The sequence below is a fragment of the Priestia sp. YIM B13551 genome (assembly GCF_042787905.1).
Taxonomy (GTDB): domain Bacteria; phylum Bacillota; class Bacilli; order Bacillales; family Bacillaceae_H; genus Priestia.
On sequence record NZ_JBHZOX010000001.1, the window covers coordinates 1,549,100 to 1,575,792 of the forward strand.

At 38.4% G+C, this 26,693-nt stretch carries 27 protein-coding genes and 1 pseudogene; 10 read left to right on the forward strand and 18 right to left on the reverse strand.

From position 1 onward, the window contains the following. Window positions 1-57: 57 nt before the first annotated feature. The gene (locus ACFX4N_RS07880) at window positions 58-285 is read left to right on the forward strand and encodes a hypothetical protein (protein WP_192100613.1); all 228 of its coding nucleotides are present in this window, start codon (window positions 58-60) and stop codon (window positions 283-285) included. Here ACFX4N_RS07880 and ctaG read toward each other — a convergent pair. From ctaG to cyoE, 6 genes are all read right to left on the reverse strand, one after another. Next, window positions 266-1,204 carry a cytochrome c oxidase assembly factor CtaG gene (gene ctaG, locus ACFX4N_RS07885; protein ID WP_082611902.1) on the reverse strand — a complete coding sequence of 313 codons (939 nt, stop codon included), beginning with the start codon at window positions 1,202-1,204 and terminating at the stop codon, window positions 266-268. The two genes, ACFX4N_RS07880 and ctaG, sit on opposite strands and share 20 nt — an antisense overlap. 57 nt (window positions 1,205-1,261) lie before the next feature. Further along, the gene (gene ctaF / locus ACFX4N_RS07890; RefSeq protein WP_013056082.1) at window positions 1,262-1,594 is read right to left on the reverse strand and encodes a cytochrome c oxidase subunit IVB; all 333 of its coding nucleotides are present in this window, start codon (window positions 1,592-1,594) and stop codon (window positions 1,262-1,264) included. Window positions 1,595-1,598: 4 nt separating this feature from the next. Then, the gene (gene ctaE / locus ACFX4N_RS07895; RefSeq protein WP_013056081.1) at window positions 1,599-2,219 is read right to left on the reverse strand and encodes a cytochrome c oxidase subunit III; all 621 of its coding nucleotides are present in this window, start codon (window positions 2,217-2,219) and stop codon (window positions 1,599-1,601) included. After that, window positions 2,219-4,084, reverse strand: a complete 1,866-nt coding sequence (gene ctaD / locus ACFX4N_RS07900) for a cytochrome c oxidase subunit I (protein WP_029325121.1) — start codon at window positions 4,082-4,084, stop codon at window positions 2,219-2,221. Before ctaD ends, ctaE begins: the two co-directional genes overlap by 1 nt. Window positions 4,085-4,118: 34 nt before the next feature. Further along, window positions 4,119-5,174, reverse strand: coding sequence for a cytochrome c oxidase subunit II (gene coxB, locus ACFX4N_RS07905; RefSeq protein ID WP_013056079.1), 1,056 nt, complete (start codon window positions 5,172-5,174; stop codon window positions 4,119-4,121). A 137-nt stretch (window positions 5,175-5,311) separates the two neighbouring features. Continuing rightward, the gene (gene cyoE, locus ACFX4N_RS07910) at window positions 5,312-6,250 is read right to left on the reverse strand and encodes a heme o synthase (RefSeq protein ID WP_057274571.1); all 939 of its coding nucleotides are present in this window, start codon (window positions 6,248-6,250) and stop codon (window positions 5,312-5,314) included. Between the two features lie 504 nt (window positions 6,251-6,754). Here cyoE and ACFX4N_RS07915 point away from each other — a divergent pair. After that, complete coding sequence (locus tag ACFX4N_RS07915) at window positions 6,755-7,657, forward strand: COX15/CtaA family protein (protein ID WP_013056077.1); 903 nt, start codon at window positions 6,755-6,757, stop codon at window positions 7,655-7,657. Window positions 7,658-7,696: 39 nt separating this feature from the next. Here the strand turns inward: ACFX4N_RS07915 and pyc are convergent, their stop codons facing one another. The 3 genes from pyc to ACFX4N_RS07930 all read right to left on the reverse strand — a co-directional run bounded on the left by pyc (window position 7,697) and on the right by ACFX4N_RS07930 (window position 12,880). After that, window positions 7,697-11,146, reverse strand: coding sequence for a pyruvate carboxylase (gene pyc / locus ACFX4N_RS07920; protein ID WP_013056076.1), 3,450 nt, complete (start codon window positions 11,144-11,146; stop codon window positions 7,697-7,699). A 133-nt stretch (window positions 11,147-11,279) separates the two neighbouring features. Beyond that, window positions 11,280-12,470, reverse strand: coding sequence for an FtsW/RodA/SpoVE family cell cycle protein (locus ACFX4N_RS07925; RefSeq protein WP_029325117.1), 1,191 nt, complete (start codon window positions 12,468-12,470; stop codon window positions 11,280-11,282). Between the two features lie 143 nt (window positions 12,471-12,613). Continuing rightward, a complete protein-coding gene (locus tag ACFX4N_RS07930; RefSeq protein WP_370506486.1) occupies window positions 12,614-12,880 on the reverse strand; it encodes an Fpa/YlaN family protein in 267 nt (88 codons plus the stop codon). A 281-nt stretch (window positions 12,881-13,161) separates the two neighbouring features. Between ACFX4N_RS07930 and ACFX4N_RS07935 the strand changes: the two genes are divergently transcribed. Further along, window positions 13,162-13,662 (forward strand): hypothetical protein, encoded by a 501-nt coding sequence (locus ACFX4N_RS07935; protein WP_082611900.1) that lies wholly within the window; start codon window positions 13,162-13,164, stop codon window positions 13,660-13,662. Window positions 13,663-13,699: 37 nt separating this feature from the next. Here the strand turns inward: ACFX4N_RS07935 and ACFX4N_RS07940 are convergent, their stop codons facing one another. Further along, complete coding sequence (locus ACFX4N_RS07940) at window positions 13,700-15,028, reverse strand: PhoH family protein (RefSeq protein ID WP_057274568.1); 1,329 nt, start codon at window positions 15,026-15,028, stop codon at window positions 13,700-13,702. Window positions 15,029-15,244: 216 nt separating this feature from the next. Here ACFX4N_RS07940 and ACFX4N_RS07945 point away from each other — a divergent pair, with 216 nt between their 5' ends. Further along, window positions 15,245-15,844 (forward strand): YhcN/YlaJ family sporulation lipoprotein, encoded by a 600-nt coding sequence (locus ACFX4N_RS07945; protein WP_013056071.1) that lies wholly within the window; start codon window positions 15,245-15,247, stop codon window positions 15,842-15,844. A gap of 26 nt (window positions 15,845-15,870) precedes the next feature. Here ACFX4N_RS07945 and ACFX4N_RS07950 read toward each other — a convergent pair whose 3' ends face one another. Next, window positions 15,871-16,326: a pyridoxamine 5'-phosphate oxidase family protein gene (locus ACFX4N_RS07950; protein WP_013056070.1), complete on the reverse strand. Its 456-nt coding sequence runs from the start codon at window positions 16,324-16,326 to the stop codon at window positions 15,871-15,873. Window positions 16,327-16,511: 185 nt separating this feature from the next. On the opposite strand from ACFX4N_RS07950, the gene ACFX4N_RS07955 reads away from it, so the two are divergent. Beyond that, window positions 16,512-16,712, forward strand: a complete 201-nt coding sequence (locus ACFX4N_RS07955; protein WP_013056069.1) for a YlaI family protein — start codon at window positions 16,512-16,514, stop codon at window positions 16,710-16,712. 1 nt (window position 16,713) lies between these two features. After that, window positions 16,714-17,148, forward strand: coding sequence for a hypothetical protein (locus ACFX4N_RS07960; RefSeq protein WP_013056068.1), 435 nt, complete (start codon window positions 16,714-16,716; stop codon window positions 17,146-17,148). Between the two features lie 26 nt (window positions 17,149-17,174). On the opposite strand, the gene ACFX4N_RS07965 is transcribed toward ACFX4N_RS07960, so the two are convergent. Together ACFX4N_RS07965 and typA are read right to left on the reverse strand one after the other, a co-directional pair. Next, window positions 17,175-17,492, reverse strand: a complete 318-nt coding sequence (locus ACFX4N_RS07965) for a YlaH-like family protein (protein WP_013056067.1) — start codon at window positions 17,490-17,492, stop codon at window positions 17,175-17,177. 160 nt (window positions 17,493-17,652) lie between these two features. Next, window positions 17,653-19,491: a translational GTPase TypA gene (typA, locus tag ACFX4N_RS07970; protein ID WP_013056066.1), complete on the reverse strand. Its 1,839-nt coding sequence runs from the start codon at window positions 19,489-19,491 to the stop codon at window positions 17,653-17,655. A 113-nt stretch (window positions 19,492-19,604) separates the two neighbouring features. On the opposite strand from typA, the gene ACFX4N_RS07975 reads away from it, so the two are divergent. Beyond that, the gene (locus ACFX4N_RS07975) at window positions 19,605-19,790 is read left to right on the forward strand and encodes a YlaF family protein (protein ID WP_016763441.1); all 186 of its coding nucleotides are present in this window, start codon (window positions 19,605-19,607) and stop codon (window positions 19,788-19,790) included. Between the two features lie 108 nt (window positions 19,791-19,898). Here the strand turns inward: ACFX4N_RS07975 and ACFX4N_RS07980 are convergent, their stop codons facing one another. Next, window positions 19,899-20,705, reverse strand: a complete 807-nt coding sequence (locus ACFX4N_RS07980; RefSeq protein ID WP_013056064.1) for an inositol monophosphatase family protein — start codon at window positions 20,703-20,705, stop codon at window positions 19,899-19,901. A gap of 195 nt (window positions 20,706-20,900) precedes the next feature. Next, complete coding sequence (locus tag ACFX4N_RS07985; protein ID WP_013056063.1) at window positions 20,901-21,086, reverse strand: hypothetical protein; 186 nt, start codon at window positions 21,084-21,086, stop codon at window positions 20,901-20,903. A 267-nt stretch (window positions 21,087-21,353) separates the two neighbouring features. On the opposite strand from ACFX4N_RS07985, the gene ACFX4N_RS07990 reads away from it, so the two are divergent. Then, window positions 21,354-21,989: a YktB family protein gene (locus tag ACFX4N_RS07990; protein WP_013056062.1), complete on the forward strand. Its 636-nt coding sequence runs from the start codon at window positions 21,354-21,356 to the stop codon at window positions 21,987-21,989. A gap of 49 nt (window positions 21,990-22,038) precedes the next feature. On the opposite strand, the gene ACFX4N_RS07995 is transcribed toward ACFX4N_RS07990, so the two are convergent. After that, on the reverse strand, window positions 22,039-22,308 hold the full coding sequence (locus tag ACFX4N_RS07995) for a UPF0223 family protein (protein WP_013056061.1): 270 nt from the start codon (window positions 22,306-22,308) through the stop codon (window positions 22,039-22,041). Window positions 22,309-22,838: 530 nt separating this feature from the next. On the opposite strand from ACFX4N_RS07995, the gene ACFX4N_RS08000 reads away from it, so the two are divergent. After that, entirely contained in the window at window positions 22,839-24,314 is a 1,476-nt protein-coding gene (locus ACFX4N_RS08000) for an aminotransferase class I/II-fold pyridoxal phosphate-dependent enzyme (protein WP_013056060.1), read from the forward strand. A gap of 37 nt (window positions 24,315-24,351) precedes the next feature. Here ACFX4N_RS08000 and ACFX4N_RS08005 read toward each other — a convergent pair whose 3' ends face one another. Continuing rightward, complete coding sequence (locus tag ACFX4N_RS08005) at window positions 24,352-24,477, reverse strand: GapA-binding peptide SR1P (protein WP_013056059.1); 126 nt, start codon at window positions 24,475-24,477, stop codon at window positions 24,352-24,354. Window positions 24,478-24,870: 393 nt separating this feature from the next. Here ACFX4N_RS08005 and ACFX4N_RS08010 point away from each other — a divergent pair. Then, window positions 24,871-26,390 (forward strand): annotated as a pseudogene (locus ACFX4N_RS08010) (glycine betaine uptake BCCT transporter). Window positions 26,391-26,438: 48 nt separating this feature from the next. On the opposite strand, the gene ACFX4N_RS08015 reads toward ACFX4N_RS08010, so the two are convergent. Beyond that, window positions 26,439-26,681 carry a hypothetical protein gene (locus ACFX4N_RS08015; protein ID WP_192100612.1) on the reverse strand — a complete coding sequence of 81 codons (243 nt, stop codon included), beginning with the start codon at window positions 26,679-26,681 and terminating at the stop codon, window positions 26,439-26,441. Between the last annotated feature and the right edge of the window lie 12 nt (window positions 26,682-26,693).

A 26,693-nucleotide genomic window follows, 5' to 3' on the forward strand; every position in this document is an offset into this window, starting at 1 on the left:
GTAGTTCGTTTTTTGTTGTCATATTGAACATAGGTTTCGTGTAGCTGCTTCTAGCTGTTGATCAGAGAGCAAGGCAAAGACTCCTACCGGAAAAGCGGCACAGATGAGACCCGGCAGGAGCGCAAGCGACGAGGAGGCTCAGCGCCCGCTCGTGGAAAGCGAAGCCTTGCCTGGAAATCAACTGCGGTGTCACAAGCGGTTCAGCTCCTTTATCTCATTTGTTTGTCTTTAGATTGGATTAATGTAGTTATGTGGCAATCTGTTTTTAATTCAAAGGAGGAGTAGATGGAATCTCCTTTGCTTTTATATCTTGACGTTCACTAAAATCAGGCATGTACGTATCTTTCTCTCGTTCTTTTCGAGCCCACTGAAAAAAAATAAAGCCTAAAACCGTTCCATACACAATTTCTTGAATGATCTTCATAATAACGCCCCCTAGCTGCTGATCTTCCACGGGCGGCAGCGTATTAAACATCTCGGGAGCAAGCTGCCCTAAACTTGCAATCATAGAAGGCGGTACACAAAGGGAAAGAGCTTGTACCCAAGCGCTTGAGTCTGTATACGTCGCATATAAAGAGTGATTTGCAAAAATAATCAGCGCGCATGCTGGAGTAAGGAGTACACCATCTGCAAAAATGTATCCAAGTTTTTTTAAAGAACTTAGCGTTTGTTCTTCTTCTAGCTGATTAACAAGTGGCCACCACATGCAAAATGCAGCGATAAATAATACAACACTCACGATTCCGTGGAGCATCATATTCGTTTTAATAACATCAAAAAGCAGCGGAATATGATACAAAGAGAATAACCCATTAAATAATAGCAGAGCAATTAAAGGCTTTGTAAAGAATTTAAAAACATGTTTAACCCCTTTTACATAAATAACAGAACGAGCTAGCCACGGCGGAATTCCTAAAATAAAAAGCGGAGGAATCACCAAGTAAACGATGGCCATTTGCGTCATGTGAGCACTAAACATAAAATGCCCTAGTAAATCTACGGGTCCTCCTTTACATATATATAAAAGAACCATGCTAATAATAAAATATGCTTTTGTTTTTCTGTTTACGGCCTCCGCTCCCATAAAATTCCCTCTCCATCTACCAACGATGAAAAAATATAAGATGGTCACCAGACAAATGGTTAAAAAATAGTAAGGACTCCAAAGTGCTTCAAAACCAAACATCTGCAAATTGTTAATCAACGTCTATTCCTCCTTCTACAGATGATGAAAAGGACTGGCGCATGCCAGCCCTTCTCTTTACCACCAAATAATGGTTACAAAAGCTAAAATGGTTAAAAGAGCTACCAATACGCCTGAATACAAGAAAAATGCTGGTATGGTATGTCCTTTGTGGTTCATATGCATGAAATAATAAAGTTGAAAGATGACTTGAACAACGGCCAAGAGCACAATCACCGGCATAATGTACCATCCGCTAAACTCTTGATAAACCGCAAAAAAAGCAATTAGTGTTAAAAACAGCATCATCGCAAAAGAGACAACTTGCATCTTCATATCTTCTGCGTTTCTTTTTTTGCGATACTCTAAATTGAGCCTTGGGTTATCTGAGTTTGATTGATTTGTCGTCATCAGCTTATCCCACCATTCCCATTAAATATACAACCGTGAAAATAAAGACCCACACAACATCGATAAAGTGCCAGTATAAACTTGCGACATAATATTTAGGAGCGTTATATAAGTTTAACCCCCGCTTCGCATTTCGAATCATTAAAGAACCAATCCAAAGCAATCCAAACGTTACGTGAGCTCCGTGAGTTCCAACTAGCGCATAGAAAGAAGAACCGAATGCGCTGCTTGTGAACGTATGCCCTTCATGAACATAATGCCTGAACTCATAAATTTCTAATCCTAAGAAAGCTAAACCTAAAAGCCACGTAACGCCTAACCATAGCTGCATCTTTTTAAATTCAAAATTTTTCATATGATACATAGCATATACGCTTGTTAGTGAACTTGTTAATAAAATCATCGTGGCTGCAAAAACAAGCTTAATATCAAACAATTCTTCCGGCTTAGGTCCTGACATCGTTGAGTTGCGCAAAGCTAAATAAGTAGCAAAAAGTGAAGCAAACAAAACCGTCTCTCCGCCTAGAAAGAGCCAAAAGCCAGTAAATTTATTTTTCCCTTCGAGCGTTGCTTTTTCAGGCGAAGCAGGGAAAGTTTCAGCAGTTAGCTTTTGTTCAGTCTCCATTACATCTTCGCCTCCTTGTCATCATCAACTAAGTCTTCTTTATGAATATGAAAGCCGTGATCATCAATCCATGAACGGAAGAACATCGATAAAAACATGACGATCATTCCAATAATCCCCACAATATCTCCCCACGCATGGTCATTTCGATACAAAAATCCAATCCCTGCAATAAACATTCCAAGCGAGATCATAAATGGAATAAACGACGAGTTTGGCATATGAATATCACCAAGAGGTTCGGCTGGCGTCATTTCTTTATTTCCTGCCATTTTTTCAATCCAATATGCATCTAACCCGCGTACAAGCGGCGTTTGTTTAAAGTTATACTCTGGAGGCGGAGATGAAATAGCCCATTCTAATGTGCGTCCGTCTCCCCAAGGGTCTCCTCCTACCTTTTGTCCTTTGGCAGTTGTTTTTATAATATTAAACAGTAAAATGAGCGTAGCAACCGCCATGAAAGCAGCTCCTGATGAACTGATTGCATTCCCAAGGTCGAGACCTTGATTAGGCAAGAACGTCCATACGCGGCGAGGCATTCCCATTAGACCTAAGAAATGCTGAATAAAGAACGTTAAGTGGAAACCAATCAAAAAGAGCCAGAACGTTGCTTTGCTTAACTTTTCATCTAACATCTTCCCAAACATTTTTGGCCACCAGTATGTGACACCCGCTAATATAGCGTATACGACACCGCCTACGATAACGTAATGGAAGTGGGCAACGATAAAATAAGAATCTTGAAATTGATAATCTGCAGGTGCTACAGCTGCCATAACTCCTGTTACTCCCCCGATAACAAATGATGGAATAAAGGCGACAGCATACAGCATTGGAGACGTAAACTCAATACTTCCTCCCCAAAGCGTAAACAGCCAGTTGAAAATTTTAATTCCAGTTGGAACGGCGATAGCCATCGTAGCGACAGCAAAAATGGCATTTGCAATCGGACCAAGTCCGGTTGTAAACATGTGGTGAGCCCATACCATGAACCCTAAAAATCCGATTAATACGGTAGCAAAAACCATCGACGAGTACCCGAATAATCTCTTTCTTGAAAAAGTAGGTAAAATTTCAGAGAAAACACCAAACGCTGGAAGAATTAAAATATATACTTCCGGATGACCGAATATCCAGAAAAGATGTTCCCAGATAATGGTGTTTCCACCCATTGTGGCGTCAAAAAAGTTTCCACCGAATAAGCGGTCAAAAATCATTAAAAACAATCCAACCGTTAGTGCTGGAAACGCAAACAAAATAAGAGCTGATGCAACAAACGTCGTCCACGTAAACAGCGGCATACGCATATAAGTCATACCTGGCGCCCTCATGTTAATGATTGTCACGAGAAAGTTGATACCTGAAATCAATGTCCCGGCTCCCGAAATCTGCAAACCTATCGCATAAAAATCAATTCCGTGACCAGGTGATGCAATAGACAGCGAAGCATATGATGTCCAACCTGCATCAGGTGCTCCTCCTAAAAACCAGCTTAGATTTAAAAAGAGTCCCCCAAAGGCAAACAGCCAAAAACCTAACAAATTTAAAAATGGAAATGCTACATCTCGAGCTCCAATTTGCAGCGGAACAACTGCATTCATCATGGCAAAAAGAAGCGGCATTGCGGCTAAGAAAATCATCGTTGTTCCATGCATTGTTAAAATTTCATTATACGTTCCTGCACTGACAAAGTCATTGCTTGGTATAGCCAGCTGAATACGTATAAATAGCGCTTCCACTCCTCCGACTAGAAAAAAGATACCGCCGGCAATTAAATAAAGAATGGCAATTTTCTTATGGTCAACGGTTGTCATAAAGTCCCAAATTGTCCCACCTACACCCTTCTTTTGACTGAGTGTACTCATCGCTAAACCTCCCCTTTTAAAAACGACTGGACGTTTATTTTTCTTTTAAACTCATTAAATAGTCTGCTAGCTCATTCACTTGTTCATCTGTTAAGTCAGGATATGTACCACTCATCTTATTACCCGGCTTAACTTTTTCAGGGTCTTTTAACCATTTTTTGATATTTTCCTTGTTGTGAGGAAGCACCCCAGCTACACGCTCACGTTCAGAAAAACCGGCTAAGTTTGGTGCTTGACGAGCTTGCTCTGGACGATTGTCTTTGACGTCAACAGCATGACATCCGATACAGCTTTCATTAAAGACCTCTTGACCAGCTTTTGCGGATGCTGTTTCTACATCAGGCTTTGCCTTTTTCAAATCTTTTGCCCACGTATCAAATTCACCGCTTGATACAGCCCGTACTTTAAAGTCCATAAGAGAATGAGATGGACCGCAAAGCTCAGCACATTTTCCGTAGAATACCCCGTTAGCTTCCTTCGATTTTTTAGAATCAAACACTAGCCAGAATTTATTATCATTTTCTGTGTTAGCATCGAGCTTTCCTCCAACTGAAGGAATCCAGAATGAGTGCTTGACGTCAGAAGCTTTAATGTTAAAGTAGACTTTTTTATCCGTTGGCACAACTAGATCTTGCGATGTAATAATTTTTTGATTAGGATACTCAAATTCCCACCAGTACAAGTTAGCGCGCACATTTACTACGACAGCATCTTTGTCCTTCATTCCTTTTACATCCGCTAGCTTAAATGTTGAGATGACCGTTGGAACAGTCAAAATAATCAGCAGCAAGATAGGAATCACTGTCCATATAATTTCTAACTTTCTGCTCCCCTCTACTTGCTTTGGAATCACATTTTCTTCGCCTTTGCGACGACGAAAGCGCAGAATAACAAATATAAAGATAATGGTGACAACAATAATAACTAAAACCATGATGGCTGTACTAAGCAGCATAAGCGAATATTGTTCTTCAGCTACCTCACCTGCAGGCTTAAGTGTTGACAAAAACGGTTTTCCACAGGCCGATAACACGAATGCAAGCAGCGTAAATAACGACAAAACACGAAAGTTCAATCGCCATTTTTTCATACCATTCCCCAACCTCTCTTTCATTGACGTGATTTCATCTATGCTCTCTTGAGCATAAAACTTATTCCTTCTATAATGAATTCTACATGTAGAAGAAATCCCCCTTGTGCAGTGTCGCATTCAGTGAAAGATTTTATCTAGGCAAAAAGCGTTGCGACAATCATTGAGACAAATAAAATAGTTAAATAGTTTAGTGAGTAGACAAACATCATGCTAGCCCACTTTGTGTCTTCTTGTTTATTGTATTGAGCAAATCCTAAAAATAGCCATCCTATGTTTAAAACAGTGGCCAAAATTAGAAATGGAGTGCCTAATTCGTATAAATAAAGAGGTAATGGCAACAAACAAGCAATCCAAATGAGAATCTGTCGTTTTGTAAGCTCAAAACCGTGTACAACAGGCAACATAGGGATTCCCGCTGCCCGGTATTCTTCACATCTTCGCATAGCAAGAGCTAGAAAATGAGGCGGCTGCCAAATAAACATGATTAAAAATAACACCCAAGCCACTACATGTAAATTGGGATCGATAGCGGCCCATCCAATTAAAGGCGGGACAGCGCCTGATATACTTCCGATTACTGTATTAATTGTGTATAGTCTTTTGGACCACATGGTGTAAAGAACTACATATGTAAGTATTCCTGCTAATCCAATGAGAGCGGCTACGGAAGAAACAACTAGTAGCATAAGCAAGCCGGTTAACGTAAAACCGATTCCAATCCCAAGGACCGTCAAAGGTGTAAAACTTCCTGTCACTGTAGGTCGTCCCTTTGTTCGTTCCATTAGAGGGTCAATGTCACGATCTATGTAATTGTTCAAACTGCATGAACCGGCGATGATAAGTGAAGAACCTATTAAAGTAAAAAATGCTTTATCCAGGTTTTCTAAGAAGTGTTGTTCGTTGAAGAAAAGAGCTAGCCAAAAACCAGTAAAGGTGGTGATGAAATTTGAATTGACTATTCCAATTTTAATCGTAGCTAAAAAATCTGACCAAATGGAGCTATTTTCGCTTACATGAGCTGTGTTAGGCGATGCAGAAAGCGTTGAATCTTCCACCATTTTTGAATCTTCCATGGCGCGTCCTCCTTTACTCATCCACAGACTTTTATCTAGTAAATAAAGAGTCTATAAATGAAGGCGTTTTCAACATATTTTTACAAAAATCTCCTCTTTGTTCACAAAGAAGTCATATTCCTCTCACCAAAGCTACTTAAAAGCTTCACATGTAAACGATAAAATAGTAGAGAAATATCTATTTCTCATGTTTATTAAACCATATTTTGCCGCTACTTTGTGAAGAATTCATGAAAAAAATATGGATTTTTTTTGACATGAGCTAAATGCATGTCCCTGTCACTTGTTAAAAGATATTTGTGCAAGTAAAATAGTTTTCTGTACGGTAACTTTTACATATCTGCAGAGTCAAACTCATGAATAAACCTTACACTTTCTACCATTATAACAAATTCAATCAAGTTTATGGAGAATAAATGAAATTTATGTTTAATATACAAAAAGATTAGGATAAATTGTTTAACTCGTTATATTACTTACTTTGCTTTTAGGATGGTGATTATTGTGCGACTTGGATTAAAATTTTTATCCGTTGTAACGAGCATGGCCATGTTACTTATTCTACTTGGCGGTGCCCTTGTCACGAAAACTGGTTCAGCAGACGGGTGCGGAGATTCTTGGCCTCTGTGTAATGGACAGCTCATTCCTGACCCTTTAACATTTGAAACCGTTGTTGAACTAAGCCACCGTTTAGTTTCTGGCGTGTCGGGCTTTCTTGTGCTCGCTTTATGCGTATGGGCATGGATTTCACTAGGACATATAAAAGAAGTTAGACCTTTAGCATTTATCTCTTTTTTCTTCCTAGTACTGCAAGCATTAATTGGGGCTGCTGCCGTTATGTGGGGGCAATCAGATGCAGTGCTTGCTCTTCATTTTGGTATTTCCCTTATTTCGTTTGCTTCTGTGCTGCTGTTAACACTTATTATCTTTGAAGTGGATCAAAAGCTCGACGCAACTAATATACAGCTAGGCTCTAAAATGAAAAAACACATTTACGGGGTTATCTTGTACACATATGCTGTTGTGTACACGGGCGCGCTTGTTCGCCATAAAGAAGCTAGCTTGGCTTGTCCAGACGTTCCATTTTGTTCAAACGGAAACGGTTGGCTACCTGTTGATTTGAATCAGTGGATTCAAATGGGACATCGATTCGCTGCTGTTTTAACGTTTGTATGGATTTTAGCTGCCTTTATCCATGCAGTTAAATATTATCGCCATCAAAAAAATATTTTTTACGGATGGTTAACTGCTCTCATTCTAGTTATTTTTCAGGCGGTTTCCGGTATGCTTGTTGTTGTCACACGTTTGCAGCTAGAGCTCGCGCTTGCTCATTCTTTAATTATCTCTTTCCTATTCGGTGTATTAAGCTACTTAACCTTACTTGCAACGCGTCATACACATAATTGATCAAAAAAGGTACGAGCTCAGAGCTCGTACCTTTTTTAATTAGCTTTCTAATTCAATTAACAGATCTCCCGGCTGGATGCCATCTCCACTCGACACGTGTACTTGTTTAATCACGCCGTCAAATGGTGCTTGCACGGTTGTTTCCATTTTCATTGCTTCTGTGATCATTAAGTGATCACCTTTTGAGACTTTATCGCCTTTTTCTACTACTACTCGAATAACGGTTCCAGGCATTGAAGCGCCGATGTGGGCCGGATTTCCTTGGTCGGCTTTTTGTTTTGCCGTAACGGTTGTTTTGACACTTTCGTCTTTAATCACGACTTCACGAGGCTGACCGTTCAATTCAAAGTATACCGCTCGCGTACCGTCTGCCTGCGGTTCTCCAATGGATACAAGGCGGACAATTAAGGTTTTTCCTTTTTCAATCTCAATTTCAACCTCTTCTCCTAAACGCATGCCGTATAGGAAAGTCGGTGTATCAAGAACAGAAATGTCCCCGTATTGTTCGACTGCTTTGTGGTAATCCATAAATACTTTTGGATACAGCGCATAAGCAATGGCATCAAAACTCGTTACTTGACGATTTAAGTCTTTAAACAGCTTTTCTTTCACTGCATCGAAGTCCACATCTTCTAACAATTCTCCAGGACGAACTGTAATAGGTTTTCTGCCTTTTAGAATGATGCGCTGAAGCTCTTTAGGGAATCCCCCGTGAGGCTGCCCTAAATACCCTTCAAACAATTCAATAACTGAATCCGGGAAGTCAAGCGTTTCACCGCGCTCAAACAGCGTTTCTTCTGTCAAGTTGTTTTGAACCATAAACAATGCCATATCTCCAACTACTTTTGATGATGGCGTAACTTTTACAATATCACCAAATAACAAATTCACGCGTGAATACATATCTTTTACTTCATCCCAGCGGTTTCCTAAACCAACTGCTTTTGCTTGTTGCTGTAAGTTGCTATATTGACCGCCTGGCATTTCATGCTCGTACACTTCCGTATGAGGAGCGTTCATGCCGCTTTCGAAGTCTTGGTAATATTTTCGCACGTCTTCCCAATAGTAAGAAAGCTGTTCTAGATTTTTAATATCCAGATTTGGTCTGCGGTCCGCACCTTCTAATGCGTAATAAAGAGAGTTAGCACTTGGCTGAGACGTTAAGCCTGCCATTGAGCTTACGGCTACGTCTACAATGTCTACACCTGCTTCAATTGCTTTTGCATACGTGTATACACCGTTTCCGCTTGTATCATGCGTATGAAGGTGGATTGGAATATCAACCGTTTCTTTTAGAGCCGATACTAAATCATAAGCTGCCTGTGGTTTTAAAAGACCCGCCATATCTTTAATGCCCAGGATATGTGCTCCAGACTGCTCAAGCTCTTTTGCTAAGTTCTTGTAGTAATCCAAATCATACTTACGGCGCGTCGGATCTAAAATATCACCTGTATAACACATCGCTGCTTCTGCAATCTTTCCTGTTTGACGAACGGAGTCAATTGCAAGAGTCATTCCTTGCACCCAGTTTAAGCTGTCAAAGATACGGAAAACATCAATACCTGCATAAGCTGATTTTTCAACAAATTCTTTAATTACATTATCAGGATAGTTTTTATATCCAACCGCATTTGACGCGCGAAGAAGCATTTGGAAAAGAACGTTTGGCGCTTGTTGACGTAAAGTAAGCAAGCGATCCCACGGATCTTCTTTTAAGAATCGATAAGCGACATCAAACGTTGCTCCCCCCCACATTTCCATAGAAAATAAATCTGGAAGCAAGCGTGCAGTTGGGTTAGCTACTTGTTTTAAGTCGTTTGTACGGATACGCGTTGCTAAAAGAGACTGATGGCCATCACGGAAGGTTGTATCCGTTAATAGCACTTCCTTGCGTTCTTTCACCCAATTTACTAAACCTTCTGCACCTTTTTCATCTAAAATCTGCTTTGTTCCGTTTTGAATTGGTTTGCTTATATCCACACTAGGAACGCGCGGTTTCGTAAAGATCGGCTTTTTCTTTTCCGATACACCTGGGAATCCGTTTACCGTAACATTCCCAATGTATGTAAGCATTTTAGTTCCGCGGTCTTTTCGCTTCGGGAAAACAAAAAGTTCAGGCGTTGTGTCAATAAATGATGTATCATAAGCACCTGTTAAGAACTTATCATGCTTCACTACATTTTCAAGAAACGGAATATTTGTTTTAATTCCACGAATACGAAATTCTTTTAAGTTCCGTACCATTTTTGATGCGGCTTGATCGAATGTTAATGCCCATGTTGTTACTTTTACTAACAGTGAATCATAATAAGGCGTAATTACAGCACCTTGGAAGCTGTTTCCCGTATCTAAACGTACGCCAAAACCGCCACCAGAACGATAAGCCATAATCTTACCCGTATCCGGCATAAAATTGTTTAACGGATCTTCTGTCGTTACACGAGATTGAATCGCATATCCATGTACGTGAATTTGATCTTGTGCAGGAATGGACACTTCCTTGCTGTGAAGCGCGTAACCGTCTGCAATTAAAATTTGCGATTGAACGATATCAATACCTGTAATCATTTCAGTAATTGTGTGCTCTACTTGAACACGTGGATTTACTTCAATAAAATAAAAATCGTTTCCTGATACTAAAAATTCTACTGTACCAGCATTTATGTACTGCACTTTTTCCATCAGCTGCACAGCTGCTTCACAAATGCGGAGACGTAAGCCTTCATCTATAGAAACACTTGGTGCTACTTCTACTACTTTTTGGTGACGACGCTGCACAGAACAGTCGCGTTCATAAAGATGCACAACATTTCCTTGTTCATCACCTAAAATTTGCACTTCAATATGTTTTGGATTTTCAACTAATTTCTCGACATACACTTCATCATTACCAAAAGCCGCTTTTGCTTCTGATTTGGCACGGTCATAAGATTCATTCAGGCTGTCTGCATCGCGAACGATACGCATGCCTCGACCGCCTCCGCCTAAAGCCGCTTTGATCATTAGAGGATATCCATGCTGATTAGCAAATTCTTTTGCTTCGTCAATTGAATCAATAGGACCATCCGTACCAGGAATAACGGGAATATCTGCTTGAATAGCCTGATGACGTGCTTTTACTTTATCGCCAAACATATCAAGATGCTTGGATTTTGGGCCAATAAAAATAATGCCTTCTTCTTCGCAACGTTTCGCAAATTGGATATTTTCTGACAAAAAACCATAGCCAGGGTGAATAGCATCTACATCATGAGACTTAGCAATGTCGATGATGCCTTCTATATCTAAATAAGCATCAATCGGTTTTTTCTCCGCTCCTACTAAATAGGCTTCATCCGCTTTGTAACGGTGATAAGAGCCTGCGTCTTCCTTAGAATAAATCGCAACAGTCCGAATATTCAGTTCAGTACATGCTCGAAATACACGAATTGCAATTTCTCCTCGGTTTGCTACTAATACTTTTTTGATTTTTTTAGTTACAAAACTCATGTTGCTAATCTCCTCTCAATTTCGTATAAACTTCAATATATAGCAAAATTAGATAAAAGAAAAGCAAAAATCAATGGAAAATGATAAAATTCCAATAAATTTTTGCTTTTTTTACACATTTTTTTCACGAAAATCAATCGCTTGTTGTTGGTGTATTGTTCGGATGTAGCACAATATTTTCCGTATTTTTCTGTTTTTTATTTTGATAATTTACGAAAAACGAAATATTTACAATAATTCCCATAGATACCATCAGCGTTAGCAGCGAAGACCCTCCGTAACTGATAAACGGAAGCGTGACGCCGGTAATCGGAATGAGTCCCGTAAGCCCTCCAAGGTTAATGCCTGTCTGAATACCTATCATACTGGCTACTCCAATACAAATCATGCTAGCAAACGGATCCTGAGATTTTTTAGCCAACATTAAAATCCTGAAAATTAAGAAGCCTAAAAGGCCCAGCACGAGCATAACTCCAAAGAACCCTAATTCTTCTGCAATAATAGCCATAATGAAATCGGTATGGGGCTCCGGAAGATAACCATACTTTTGTACACTTTCTCCTAAACCAAGGCCTTTTAAGCCTCCTGTACCTATTGCTAAATATGAATTAACCAGCTGATAACCGGTTCCTTGAGCATTGGCAAACGGATCTGATGCACCGGTAAAACGGCCAATTCGATTGGTAGTAAACTGCCCTGTAAAAAAACCAATCGTAATAATTACCGTAAGTAAAATGATACCTAGTGCTAGCATGCGGAAAAAGGTTTTTTTAGAGATTCCCGAACATAGCATAATGGTAACGGCAATAGCAAAAATAATTGATCCCGTTCCAAGGTCAGGCTGAATCGCTACAAAGCCTAATATTAGAAATACAAGACCCATAGGTCCAAAAAAAGCTTTTTTGATGTTGTCAATATACTCTTGCCTTTTAGACAAAACATACGATAAGTATAAAATGACAACAAGCTTGGCATACTCAGCCGGCTGCATGTTTGCCCCGCCAAGCTGCAGCCAACTTTGCGCATTGTTACTCGTATGCCCCATTACAAACACAAGCAAAAGCAGTACAAAAATGCCCAGAATCGCATAAGGCAGTATTTTAGGATACAGCTTGTAAGGTGTTAGCATTGTTAAAATGAACAATACAAGCGTAAAAGCAAGCCACATTTTTTGTCTGTTGTAAAAGAAATCACTTGACGTATGATATCTTGTAATACTTACAATCATACTTGAACTGTAAACCATAACTAGTCCAACCGCACAAAGAAGCAGCACTGGAATTACAATTGAATAGTCAAAATGCCTAAATATTTTTTTTACCATAACCCTCTTCCTTTAAAAATGACGTGTTTCTGTTTCGTTTCATCTTTTATGTACAAATTTAAGTAAATTAGGAAATTTCAACCACCTGTAATAAAAAACTCAAACTACGTTTGTATATAGTTTGAGTTTCGATCGCGTGATTTTTATTTTTTTGTAAACGCTTCATGCAGTGCAGAAAGTTCACGCTCGAGGCGGTCTAGCAATGTTTTTCCAACACGTTCATCAATTAAACCAAGACGAACTGCAAAATCAATTTCTCTTGATAAACCAAACATTTGTGTATCTAAAACCTCTTCATAAAGAGGACATTGTGGCATTGTTAAGTTATCCATTTGAACTTGAATTAATTGCAAAATCTTATCTGCATCAGCTTTTAACAACGCATACGCTTTTTCACGATGATCTATCATTGTCTCAGGCGTCAAACTCAATCCCTCCGTTCGCGAGCGATTACCTAATCTATCTCTCAATTTTAAAGGCTATGCTCCAAAAAAGCAAGGATAAACATGTCCGTGAGGCTGGCCGTCTTTTTTATACTGTTACTTTCTCAAAACCGTTACCATAGATGTAGGAAATTTCGCACTTTCGTTGACCTTTACATTATATCATACGAGAATCACTCTCAACTAAATTTTTTCATCAAAGTGACAAATAAGTAGAAAGCGCTTATACTTTTAGCAAGGGGGCATTTATGATGAATTCAATTATTATGTTAAAAGGAAAAGTAAAATATACGCTGACACTCGACCCAAGCGTGTGGATTTTCGATGACCGCAAGCTCGATATGGACGTTTTCTTTGAACATCCACCGGAGCAAAAAGACGAGACAGAAGCGTACACAAAGGCTGTTTCGAAGCATTGGGACCGTGAAATTCAAGAGGGAGCCGTCTTTCCTCCTACGTTAAAAACCGAAAAGAAATTCAAAAAACAGGAGCTAGTAAATGGAACATTTGGTATTTTATTTGCACCTTTTCTAGCAAACGCTTCACCTACTGAAGAAGCTGCCAACGTTTCATTTAAAACAAAAGACGCGCTGATTTCTTTTTCATTAGAAGAAGCTCAAAAACTAATCTTTGGTTTCAGCCAAGATGGAAAGCCTCTTAGAGAAGATGGGCCTATCTATGTCTATTTACCTGACGGATCTAACCGAAATAACCCTATTAAATATGTGGAAGAAATCATCGTTACATAATAAAAGAAGCGGGGTTCCAAAAGGAACCCCGCTTCTTTTAAAGAATATCAGCTGCTAATTGTGCTAGCCCGGAGCGCTCTCCTTTGATTAACCGAACGTGGCCCGATACTTTTTGCTCTTTAAACTTTTCAACTACGTACGTTAATCCGTTGTTATACTCATCTAAATAAGGATGATCAATTTGAGCCGGATCTCCCATAAGGACAATTTTACTCTTTTCCCCTACCCTTGTTAAAATTGTTTTAATTTCATGCTTCGTTAAATTTTGCGCTTCATCAATAATAATGAACTGTTCCGGAATGCTTCGGCCTCTTATATACGTCAAGGCTTCCACTTCTATTGAACTGAGCCCCGCTAGAATCGCATCCAGTTCTCCAGGCTTTTTAGTGTTGAATAAGTACTCTAGGTTATCATAAATTGGTTGCATCCATGGACGAAGCTTCTCCTGCTTTTCTCCTGGCAAGAATCCAATATCTTTCCCTAAAGGAACAATTGGACGAGCTACAAGTAGCTTTTTAAAACATCCTAGATCTTCCGTCTGCATAAGTCCTGAAGCTAAAGCAAGCAGCGTTTTACCCGTACCTGCCTTTCCAATTAACGTGACCAGTTGAACGTCGTCTCTAAGAAGAAGTTCTAAAGCCATAATTTGCTGAACATTTCGAGGTTTGATTCCCCAGATATGATCATATTCAAATAAAAGCTTTTTTACTTTCGTTGTTGTCTGATCGACAATGCCGATGGCTGATCCGGATCCCCCAAATGCATCTTTCATCACTAAGAATTGATTTGCAAAAAAGGAGTGGTTCGCAATTTGAGACGTTAGCAGCTCTCCTTTTTCGTAAAATTGACTCAGCAGTTCTTTTGCAATATAGACTTCCGTAAAGCCTGTATAAATACTATTGAATTCCACTACTCTATCACTTAAAAAATCTTCTGCTCTTAAGCCGATTGCGTCAGCCTTCACACGTACCAACACATCTTTACTCACTAGTATCACTTCACGTCCATCTTCTTTTGTTTCCTCTTCAAGAGATAGATTTTTAGCAACCGCTAAAATTCGATTATCATTTGTTTTTTCCACAAAGATTTCTTGAAGCTGTTGAAAAGAGCGATGATTGAGTTCAATTCGCAAATGGCCCCCATTTTCTAAAGGGATTTTCTCATATAACTTTCCATGTTGTCTCAAGTTATCAATGAGTTTGGATACCTGCCTTGCATTTCGTCCGACTTCATCCATATTTCTTTTTTTCGAATCAACTTCTTCTAGCACAACGGCCGGAATCACTACTTCGTTATCATCAAATGAAAAAATTGAATGCGGATCTTGTAATAAAACATTCGTATCTAATACATAAATTTTTCCCAATAATTCAGCCTCCTACTCCGATTGTTTTTCCTGTAAGGAGTGAAACAAGGCACCCATCCATTTATATACTATGTAACGCACATGTGTGAAGTGACCTTAAATGGACGGACCATTTTCTTTAAATATATGAACACGTGTATAAAGATAGAAGAACTATTAGAAACTAAATACAAATTACTACAAAAAATGAGTCATTCATAAGGAGGAGTCTCCCACATGAACAAATTTTTTCTATCCATTAGCTTATGTTTTATTACACTAACCGGCTGTAACAATAACCAAGCAGACGTTGAAGAAGGACAAAAAACAGATCGAATTGTACAGGTCAAAAATTCATCTCCTGAACGCTCTCACAAGCGTACTGCTAATGAAATATCAGCTCATTTAGTTGAACTGGCTTCAAGCGTTCCGAATGTAAATGATGCTACTGCCATTGTGCTTGGTAAGTATGCAATCGTAGGCATTGACGTCGGCAAAGATATTGATCGTTCAGAGGTAAGTTCAATCAAATATACAGTTGCCGAAGGTCTGAAAGCTGATCCGTACGGCGCTAATTCTGTTGTTATTGCAGATCCTGATACGGTCGCTCGGCTAAAACAAATTGGAAATGAAATTCGCAAAGGTCGGCCGGTTACAGGATTTTTAGATGAATTAGCAGCCATTGTAAACCGAGTGATGCCTGAATTTGCAGAAGAAATTCGCCGAAATCCTAGCTCAACAGATACAAACAATCAAAAATTAAATAATAAACAAGAGCAAAATTTAAAGAATGAGCAGGAAAAACAATCTAATAATCATCTTCAAAAAAATGAATAAGAAAGTCGCTTAGCGGCAGGCTGCTGCTAAGCTTTTTTTATCGCTTCAATTACTTGCTTATCGAGTTTAGCAGCTGCTACTGGATCATAGGTCTTTTCATATGAAGGGTTTACTGAAATCTTAGAACCATAGAACATGACATCTCTTACTTCATTAATATCTAGTTCAATTAGCGCCAGCTTTAAAGCTACTCCTTCTAACTTTTCTTGCGCTACCTCAGCTATTCCGCTGATTGAGTAGCATGATTCATTAGCAAGAATATTTACCACTGCTTTATTCGTATGTTTAATGTTTTCTACAATCCTCGATTTGACATCTACGGCAAATCGAATTTTTTGTTTAGTCGGAGCTACTAACCACGAAATGGCACTAACATTTGGACCGTTTGTTTCAAAATCAATAGTTGAAATGGTTGCAAATCTCTCTGTCTGTAGCTCATCGTATAATGCATCTACTAATTGAGTCTCGACTTCGTTGGCCATTTTCATCCCTCCTACTGTTTATGTACTTACTAGTTACTATCTTCGAGCTAACAAGCAAAATTACCTGCTTCTTTAGGAATGTTTTCCTATCGTTCCTTTTCTACTGAGAGATAGCACCGCAAAAAAACTTTATAAAACAAGAATTTTCGGCTAGAATGATGTATAGAGAAGTTGAGGTGATAGAAATGAGAGTACAATGTGTCATGTGCGATAAAATTGAAACAATTGAGGATGAAACGCTTGTGGCAAAACGACTGCGCAACCGTCCTATCCATACATATATGTGCAATGAATGTTCTGAACGGATTGAAAAACGAACAAAAGAACGCATAGCTACTGGTAACTTTAAACTATATGAGTCGAAAAAGACAGAGGAGGATTGGTAAGGTGCTCCGATTAGGAATAAGTATTGGCATGTTAAGCGGGATTATCCTTGGGTTATGTTTAAAATGGATAGAATGGCTAACCGGCAAACAAGTTTATACCCTTTTATTAAATGTTGATTTTATTCCTATCATTGGCCCTATTCAATGGCCTGAATGGGTAGAGTTTGTTTTTCATTTACTCATTGCCGTTGCAATTGGGATCGTTTTTGTTTACATAGTAGGTAAATTAAATAATATGTCTATTCGAAAAATCGTATTGTGTTCCTTTTTATTAACACTTCCAACCATTCCTTTGTATTTTCCGTTGACGCTGCTTGCGCTCAAGCCTACGCCTGCGGTGGATGATGCAGTAGCGATTTTTTATTGGACAGCTGGCCATTTAATTTTCGCAGCCGCTCTTGTCTTCGGCTATATCATACTAAAAAGACGCTTGTAGCTACAAGCGTCTTTTTATGTAGTCTTTTATGAACCCAACGTGGAGTTTTGCTTTTTAGCCTGATACAGCCGTATTTTATAAATAATTAATACAAGCGCTGCAACCACAAGCCCTTCAGCTACAGGTAAAAAAATGCCTAAAAACGTTAAGATCGTACATCCAAAAGCTAAAAATAGATAAATAACCACAGATTTTAAAAGCGGCAGCTTCTTTGCAAACCCGAGTTTGTACACGAGAACAGATAGCCCTAAAATGGTAAAGTATAACAGCCACATTCCTATTTTTGCATGTTCATCTACTTGATACAGAGCAGCAAAAAATGAAAGGTGTTCTTTTACATCCATACTTCTTCCCCCTATTCCTTACTTTACATTATTCGATATAAGCCACCTTTTTCCTTTCCAAATTCCTTATTTATAAAACGCTTTCAAAAAATAGAAAATTCTGATATAATAGATAAAAAACAAGCCGCTAGCAGATAGAGCTAACGACTTACTTTTTTTATTATTTCGTGTCAGCGTATTTTTTCTTTTTCGCTGCTTTTTCACGTTCATTTTTATCAAGAATTTTTTTACGTAGACGAATAGATTCTGGTGTGATTTCACAATATTCATCTTCGTTTAAATATTCAAGTGATTGCTCTAAAGACATAATACGAGGTTTTTTCATACCTGTTGTTTGATCTTTATTAGCAGAACGCATATTCGTCATTTGCTTCATTTTACAGATGTTAACAACGATATCATTTTCACGAGTGTGTTCTCCTACGATCATACCTTCGTATACTTCTGTACCTGGCTCAACGAAAATTGTGCCGCGGTCTTCTACGCCTTGGATTCCATAAGTAGATGATTTACCGCTTTCCATAGAAACAAGCACACCTTGACGGCGACCTCCAACTTGACCTTGCTGCATTGGCTGGTAGCTATCAAATGAATGGTTAATGATACCGAATCCACGAGTTAACGATAAGAACTCAGTTGTATAACCGATTAAACCACGTGCAGGAACCATAAAGATCAGACGAACTTGACCGCTGCCGTTGTTAATCATATCAACCATTTCACCTTTACGAGCACCCATTGATTCCATAATAGAACCCGTATGTTCTTCAGGCACGTCGATTTGCACACGTTCAACTGGCTCACAGCGAACGCCATCAATTTCACGAACGATTACTTCAGGTTTTGATACTTGAATCTCATATCCTTCACGACGCATATTTTCAATTAAAATAGATAAATGAAGTTCTCCACGTCCTGAAACAACCCATACATCCGGTGAATCAGTATTTTCCACGCGTAAACTTACATCCGTCTCAAGTTCAGACATTAAGCGCTCTTCAATTTTACGAGATGTAACAAATTTACCTTCACGACCAGCAAACGGTGAATTGTTTACTAAGAACGTCATTTGTAAAGTAGGTTCATCAATACGTAAAATTGGCAGTGCATCTTGGTGGTCAAACGGACATACGGTTTCACCTACGTTGATGTCTTCCATTCCTGATACAGCGATCAGGTCTCCTGCTTTTGCTTCTTCGATTTCAACACGCTTTAAGCCTAGGAAACCGAATAATTTTGTTACACGGAATTGTTTTACCGTACCGTCAAGCTTCATTAATGCAACTTGCTGGCCTACTTTCATTGTTCCGCGGAATACGCGACCTACACCGATACGACCAAGATAGTCATTGTAGTCAAGCATTGCCACTTGGAATTGAAGTGGTTCGTCGCTGTTGTCTACTGGTGCTGGAATGTGCTCGATGATTGAGTCAAATAGAGATGACATGTTCTCATCTTGCTTTTCAGGGTTCGTGCTAGCCGTTCCGTTGATTGCTGAAGCATAAACAACAGGGAACTCAATTTGTTCCTCGCTTGCACCTAGTTCAATAAATAAGTCGATTACTTCATCAACTACTTCAGTTGGACGAGCAAAGTCACGGTCAATTTTGTTAACAACAACAATCGGCGTTAAGTTTTGCTCTAATGCCTTTTTCAATACAAAGCGAGTTTGAGGCATACATCCTTCATATGCATCTACTACAAGTAGAACACCGTCTACCATTTTCATAATACGCTCAACTTCTCCACCGAAGTCAGCATGTCCTGGCGTATCCATAATGTTGATACGCGTATCTTTATAATTAATAGCTGTGTTTTTCGCTAAAATTGTAATTCCACGCTCACGCTCAAGGTCATTTGAATCCATCGCACGTTCTTCAACATGCTCATTAGTACGGAATGTTCCGGACTGATGTAATAATTTATCTACTAACGTTGTTTTCCCATGGTCTACATGGGCAATAATGGCAATATTACGTAAATCTTTACGAATGTTCACGCATTTCACTCCTATGCTTGTAATAACTAAGCTATTATATCACACTAACTCTAGAATTGCAGAATGATTTTGTTGTACACTATAAATATCCGTTATAAATGGGAGGAATCAACATGAGAAACATTAAGTGGGTATTTGTTTTATATGCATTTATCGCAACTGCGGCAATTATGTCAATCGGCATATTTATCGGAGAAGGAAGCGCTCTCGGGGTCATTTTAGCTATCGCAGCTTTAATTGTTGTAATGGGCCTTGGCTTTACGACTAAGAAAAAAATGCGAGAAAAAGGGCAGCTGTAATTTTTTTGCGATGATTGAAAGCGTCATGGCCATTTGCAACATCAAAATGGTTCATGACGTTTTTTCATCACAAAATTCTTTGACTACACGTAAGTCTTCACTTCTATTTTATTTATTCCACTTTCCTTCAAGGTACGTACGAAAGATTTCGTCATGTAATGTTGGTTTGCTTACAAATACACTGCTTTTTTCAAGAATCTCTAACGGCTTTCCTTCTAAATCCGTCATAACTCCTCCAACTTCTTCAATCAATACTTTACCGGCAGCAAAGTCCCATGGAGCCAAGCGTAAAGTAATGTATCCATCCAAGCGTCCAGCCGCTACGTAAGCAAGCTCAATAGCTGCGGATCCATATGAACGGGTCCCTCTTACTTTACGCACAAGCGGACTTAATACGGAAGGATCAATACGGCGGTTCTCCGTCACCCATGTTGCATTTAGGCTAATAATAGCTTGTTCAACTGGTACAGGTTCAAGTTTCGGCAATTGGATGTTATTCATAAACGCGCCCTGTCCTTTTAAAGCATGATACAGCTCATTATGAATAACATCGTAAATATAACCTGCTTGTCCTACACCATCTTCAAATATACCGATGGAAATAGCAAAATTTCGCTGCTGATGAACAAAGTTCATCGTACCGTCGATTGGATCGATAATCCAAATCGTTCCTTCGTCTGATTCAAGCTCTTCTCCATATCCTTCTTCTCCGAGAATATGATGTTCCGGAAAGGTTTCATTGATTTTTGAGATAAAAAACTGTTCAATTTCTTTATCCATATTTGTTACTAAATCATTTGGATTCGATTTCGTTTGAATGAGAAGTTCTTTACTAAACGACTGTTGAATTTTTTGTCCAGCTTCTTTTAGCCACTCTTTAACGTATGTATCAATTTCTTTCCAGCGTTGCGTCATCTCAATTCCCCCTCAAAAATACGTCTCTTATTTAAGCTTAAAAAAACCTCTGCAAGATGTCAATTAACAGAGCACGTGGGAGAAGAACTGCCGCTTCTTCTCCCACGTGCTCTGTTACCACTTATGAATCTGCTCATTCAGTTTAATCCTTTTTTACAGTTTACCCTTATTTGTTCTATTTTATTCCCGTATCTGCTACTGAAGAGATATCATTTCTTCACGAAGTTTCTCGAGCTTTCGCTTACATTTTTGTTTTTGTTCCTCATTATTCTCCATCATGGCTTCATATAACGTTGCTAACTCGTAATCTAACTCCAAACGAATTACACCTAATCTTTTTTGTCCATCATTCTTCTTATACATATTCACCACTTGTTTCATGTTTCAAACACCCCTCTCAAATTATTGAACCTGCTTATAGAAAACTAAATTTTCAGATATTTTGATTGATATAGTCTATGTCGAAACCTAATCTCATGTAACTAAATTGTGTGATTACCTATAAAAAAATGATAGACACGTTTTGACAAGCATATGCGAATTAATTGGTGTTTATGCTTTTCATGTGGTAGAATCTTCGCGTAAATCATACTTACTTGCATAGATGCACAGCAGCTATACATATTCACTAAAAAACGGAGGTTTCACATGGCATTCTCAGGATTTTCACAAGATGACTTTAACGTATTCCGTATCGAGGGACTTGATGCACGTATGGAAGCCATCAAGACAACGATACGCCCAAAATTCGAACAATTGAGCAATCATTTTGCTCCTACTCTTTCTTCACTTTGTGGAGATGAAATGTTCGTACACATTGCCAAACATGCACGAAGAACAGTTAACCCGCCAGCAGATACGTGGGTAGCCTTTGCTAACAGTAAACGCGGGTATAAAAAGCTCCCTCATTTTCAAATTGGCCTTTGGGAAACACATGTCTTTGTGTGGTTCGCCGTCATTTACGAATCACCTATTAAAGAACAATTTGGAAAGCTGCTAAAACAAAACATTGAGGAGATTCGTCAAAATATCCCAGCCTCGTTTGTTTGGTCGAAAGATCATACAAAACCTGATAGTGACAAAATGGGCGACTTATCTTCTGAAGACTTAGAGAGTTTGTTTGAACGTCTAGAGACGGTTAAAAAAGCTGAGATCCTATGCGGCATTACAATTCCAAAAGAAGAAGCGATTGCAATGAACGGCGAAGAATGGATAGCTCGTATTGAACAAACATTTCATACGGTAACTCCATTATATGAACTAACTAAAAAAGCATATGCATAATTTTAACGAATTGATATAAAAAAAATGGAGCCAAGCTTGGCTCCATTTTTTACATTTTTATGATGTCTCCAGAAGAAGCAGCCTTTGCTTTTTGAATCGTTCGATAAGAAGAATATTTGCTTTGATCTTCAAAATCGTTACAGATTGTTTTTTCTTCTGCTTTACTTGGCACAATTTCTTTAAATCGGCGATAGACTGCCATTAGGTGATCACGCTCAATACCTTTTTCATAAGCTCGTTCAATGCTTTCAAAAAACTTCACTACATCAATAATTTCTTCTGTACTCCAATCAAGGGAGATAGGGTATTGATATTCCACTTCTCATCACTCCATTTATTTCTTCAATCTATGTATATCTATATTCTTAACTCTATCACAATCTATAATGTACACAAAATTTATTCTCTTTTCACACAAAAGAATTTCTCCTTTTTTTTCTTTTTATTTTCTCTTTAAAATATCTTTGCAAATGGGTTAATAAGTGCTATAATTCTTTTGTTTTATGGGGATTTTCAAAACATAAAGAACTATAAAATAATAAGTAATAAGCAGTTTACAATTACTTGTATTTTTTTAACTAAAAATTGTATTTATATTATCAAACAGTAGTAAACATACACGTTTCATTCATTTATATAATGGTTAAAATCAAGAAAACTGCCGAGTAGAATTTCTGTTGAATTTCTTTTATAGAAAAAAGATCTGATATTTTAATATGTAGAATTCAACAGCCACTAGTTTTTGGTATATAAAATTGAATGCTGTAATTTGATAAAAAACAATCAAAGTCCCTCTAAGCTTTGCTTAGAGGGACTGACAATTTATGATAAAAGAGGTGTATAGCAAAGTTGTCTTCTCAATTTTCAACTCCATTATTTACTGGATTGGTTAATCACGCTAAGAAAAACCCAACACAATTCCATATCCCTGGACATAAAAAAGGAAATGGAATGGATCCTGAATTCCGCTCATTTATTGGCGATGATGCTTTATCCATTGATTTAATTAATATCGGTCCTCTTGATGACCTTCACCAGCCAAAAGGCATTATCAAACAAGCGCAGGATTTAGCTGCAGAAGCATTTGGTGCTGACCATACTTTTTTCTCTGTTCAAGGAACGAGCGGAGCAATTATGGCAATGGTCATGGCGACATGTGGTCCTGGAGATAAAATTATCGTTCCTAGAAACGTGCATAAATCTGTTATGAGTGCGATTGTTTTTTCAGGAGCTACGCCTATTTTTATTCACCCTGAAATTGACGAAAATCTTGGCATTTCTCACGGTATTACATCGGACTCTGTAGAAAAAGCCTTAAAGCAGCACCCTGAAGCAAAAGCAGTGCTTGTTATCAATCCAACTTATTTTGGAATTTCTGGAGACCTTCGTAAAATCGTAGAAATTGCCCACTCGTATCAAGTGCCTGTACTTGTTGATGAAGCTCACGGCGTTCATATTCACTTCCATGATGATTTGCCTCTGTCTGCTATGCAGGCCGGTGCAGATATGGCAGCAACAAGCGTGCATAAATTAGGGGGCTCTATGACGCAAAGTTCAATTCTAAACATACGCGAAGGCTTAATTTCTCCAAAACGTGTACAGTCTATTTTAAGCATGCTCACAACAACATCAACATCTTATCTGCTGCTGGCTTCTTTAGATGTTGCACGAAAACGTTTAGCTACAGAAGGAAAAGAGCTGGCTGAACGTGCAATTTCTCTTGCTGAAAAAGCACGAAAAGAAATTAATACAATTGAGCATATCCGATGTATAGGCAGAGAAATTTTAGGGACAAAAGCTACGTATGATTTAGACCCTACTAAATTAATTATTTCTGTTTCAGATTTAGGAATTACGGGCTATGACGTAGAAAAATGGATGCGTGAAGCTCATAATATCGAAGTTGAAATGTCTGACCTTTATAATATTCTATGTATTATCACGCCTGGAGATACAGAAGAAGATCTGTTACGTCTGGTCACAGCTCTGCGTGAATTATCTGCAAAATTCCATAATCTTTCTGAGACAACGGCAAAACCGGCTATTTTATTGCCTGATATTCCTGTATTGGCTTTAACACCTCGCGATGCTTTTTACGCTGAAACAGAAGTGGTACCTTTTCATGAGTCGGCAGGTCGTATTATTGCGGAATTTGTGATGGTCTATCCTCCTGGTATTCCTATTTTTATTCCCGGGGAAATCATCACTGAGGAAAATTTAACCTACATTGAAACAAACTTAGAGGCAGGTTTACCAGTGCAGGGTCCGGAAGATTTTGAATTAAAAACATTTCGTGTCATTAAAGAACATAAAGCAATTCAATAAAAAAAAGGTGCGAATTTCCGCACCTTTTTTTATTGAATTAATCTAAATCTTCATCTGCTTTTTGACATTCTCCGCTTTTACATGTTGAGTATAATCGCGTCACTTTCTCATCTTCGAAATGATCAATTGTGCAGTTACATGTTTGACATACGATTGTTCCCATTTTGTAAACTCCCCTTTAACCGTCTTTTTTTGTAAGCGTTTTACAACTCTTGATATTATATTAATATGTCACATTAAATATGTCAACAACTAATTAGTATGTCACATTAAAAATATTTTTCTCATAAATGTTATATTTGTTTTCAAAAAGCTGAACGCTTAGCATCATCTCTATTTATATGAAAAAACAATGTCTAATTTCACATCTATTTCAGCACTTTAAAATAATTACGAAAAATAAGAATTTGGGTTCTTGCCGTTTTTTCTTACTAATAGGGTAGATATTTCATACAAACTTTACTAGAATGTATAACCATGTGGTTTCATGTATAGCTAAAAAGGTTATATGAGAAAACATGTTATGTAAAATAGAATAGGAAAGGAGTGATAATCGATGAAAAAACTGACTCCTGTTTTTATCATTTCGGTTATTATTGCTGCAGTATTTATCGTATGGGGTGTTATTCCGGAATCTGTGCTAGGAAGCGCAGCGCTTACACCTGTCACATCGGCAATACATAGTTTTATCATCGAGAAATTTGGCTGGTATTACTTATTAGCAGCTACATTATTCTTAGTTTTTACGCTGTACTTAATTTTTTCAAAGTACGGAAACATTAAACTAGGTAAACCTGACGAAAAGCCTCAGTATGGTTATGTCTCATGGTTTGCCATGTTATTTAGTGCTGGTATGGGGATTGGACTTGTATTCTGGGGTGTTTCAGAACCAATCAATCATTTTCATACTCCACCTTCTGGTGAAGGCGGTACAGCAGAATCAGCTCACGCAGCTCTACGTTATTCGTTTTTCCACTGGGGTTTACATCCTTGGGCTATTTATTCCGTTCTTGCACTGGCCCTTGCATATTTTCAATTTAGAAAAGGTTACCCGTTCATAATCAGTAATATTTTACGTCCACTATTAGGAAAACGTGTTGATGGACCTCTTGGAACGATCATAAACGTCATCGCCGTATTTGCAACTGTTTTTGGGGTGGCAACATCTCTAGGACTGGGCGCTATTCAAATTACCGGTGAGCCTCTTACTTGTCGCCAAGTATTGATAATAATTTCACCACTCAATTAATTGTTATTATTATCGTGACGTTCTTGTTCATGCTGTCAGCACAGACGGGTTTAAACAAAGGTATTAAGTATTTGAGTAACATTAATATTGTTTTAGCTATTCTGTTAATGCTATTCTTGTTATTTGCAGGTCCAACCAACTTTATTATGGACTTATTCGTTACAACAATTGGCAGCTACATTCAAAACTTGCCGTCGATGAGTTTTCGATTGAGCCCGTTTGATAACAGTACCTGGGTTCAAGATTGGACAATTTTCTACTGGGCATGGTGGATCGCTTGGGCACCGTTTGTTGGTACGTTCATTGCTCGTATTTCACGAGGTAGAACCATTCGAGAATTTTTAATTGGTGTACTAGCTGTTCCGACCGTATTTGGTGGATTATGGTTTTCCGTATTCGGAGGTTCTGGGGTCTACTTAGACTTTTTTAAGGATCTTCCTGTTATGGATGTTATCAACAATAAAGGAACAGAAGTTGCTTTATTCTATGTACTTGAACAGTTTCCATTTGGTACGTTCATGTCCATTGTCGCTATTTGCTTAATTGCTACATTCTTCATTACATCAGCTGACTCAGCTACATTTGTTTTAGGAATGCAGACAACAAATGGTGATCTAAATCCTTCAGGCTCTATTAAGCTTACGTGGGGCTTAATTCAATCGTTAACAGCAATCATTCTGCTTTGGACAGGTGGTTTGGATGCGCTCCAAACAGCTGCGATTATAGCAGCACTTCCATTCTCAATTGTGCTGGTGCTAACGGTCTTCTCATTAATGAAAGCATTTAAAGAAGAAGGCGCATTGAAAAGAGAAAAGAAATCTGTGTAAGACAAAAAAGCGTTAGCTTATATAAGCTAACGCTTTTTTTATGCAATCTTACGCCGTGCAAAATAAAATTAGTTGATAACATGTCAAGCAGACAGCTGAAGTTGTACCCGTCATCATAAGCGCCAGTCTTTTAGATTTGACGTTCATTTCTGCTATGCCGTAAGCTAAATAAGCAAATACTAAAAATAAAATAATTTTAGATGTCAACTGATCACGTTTTGATACCAATTCAACCAGTGAATAACCCATCCAAATAACAATGTGTAAGCTCCAAACGAAATACGTCTTCATAGCTCCTTCGCC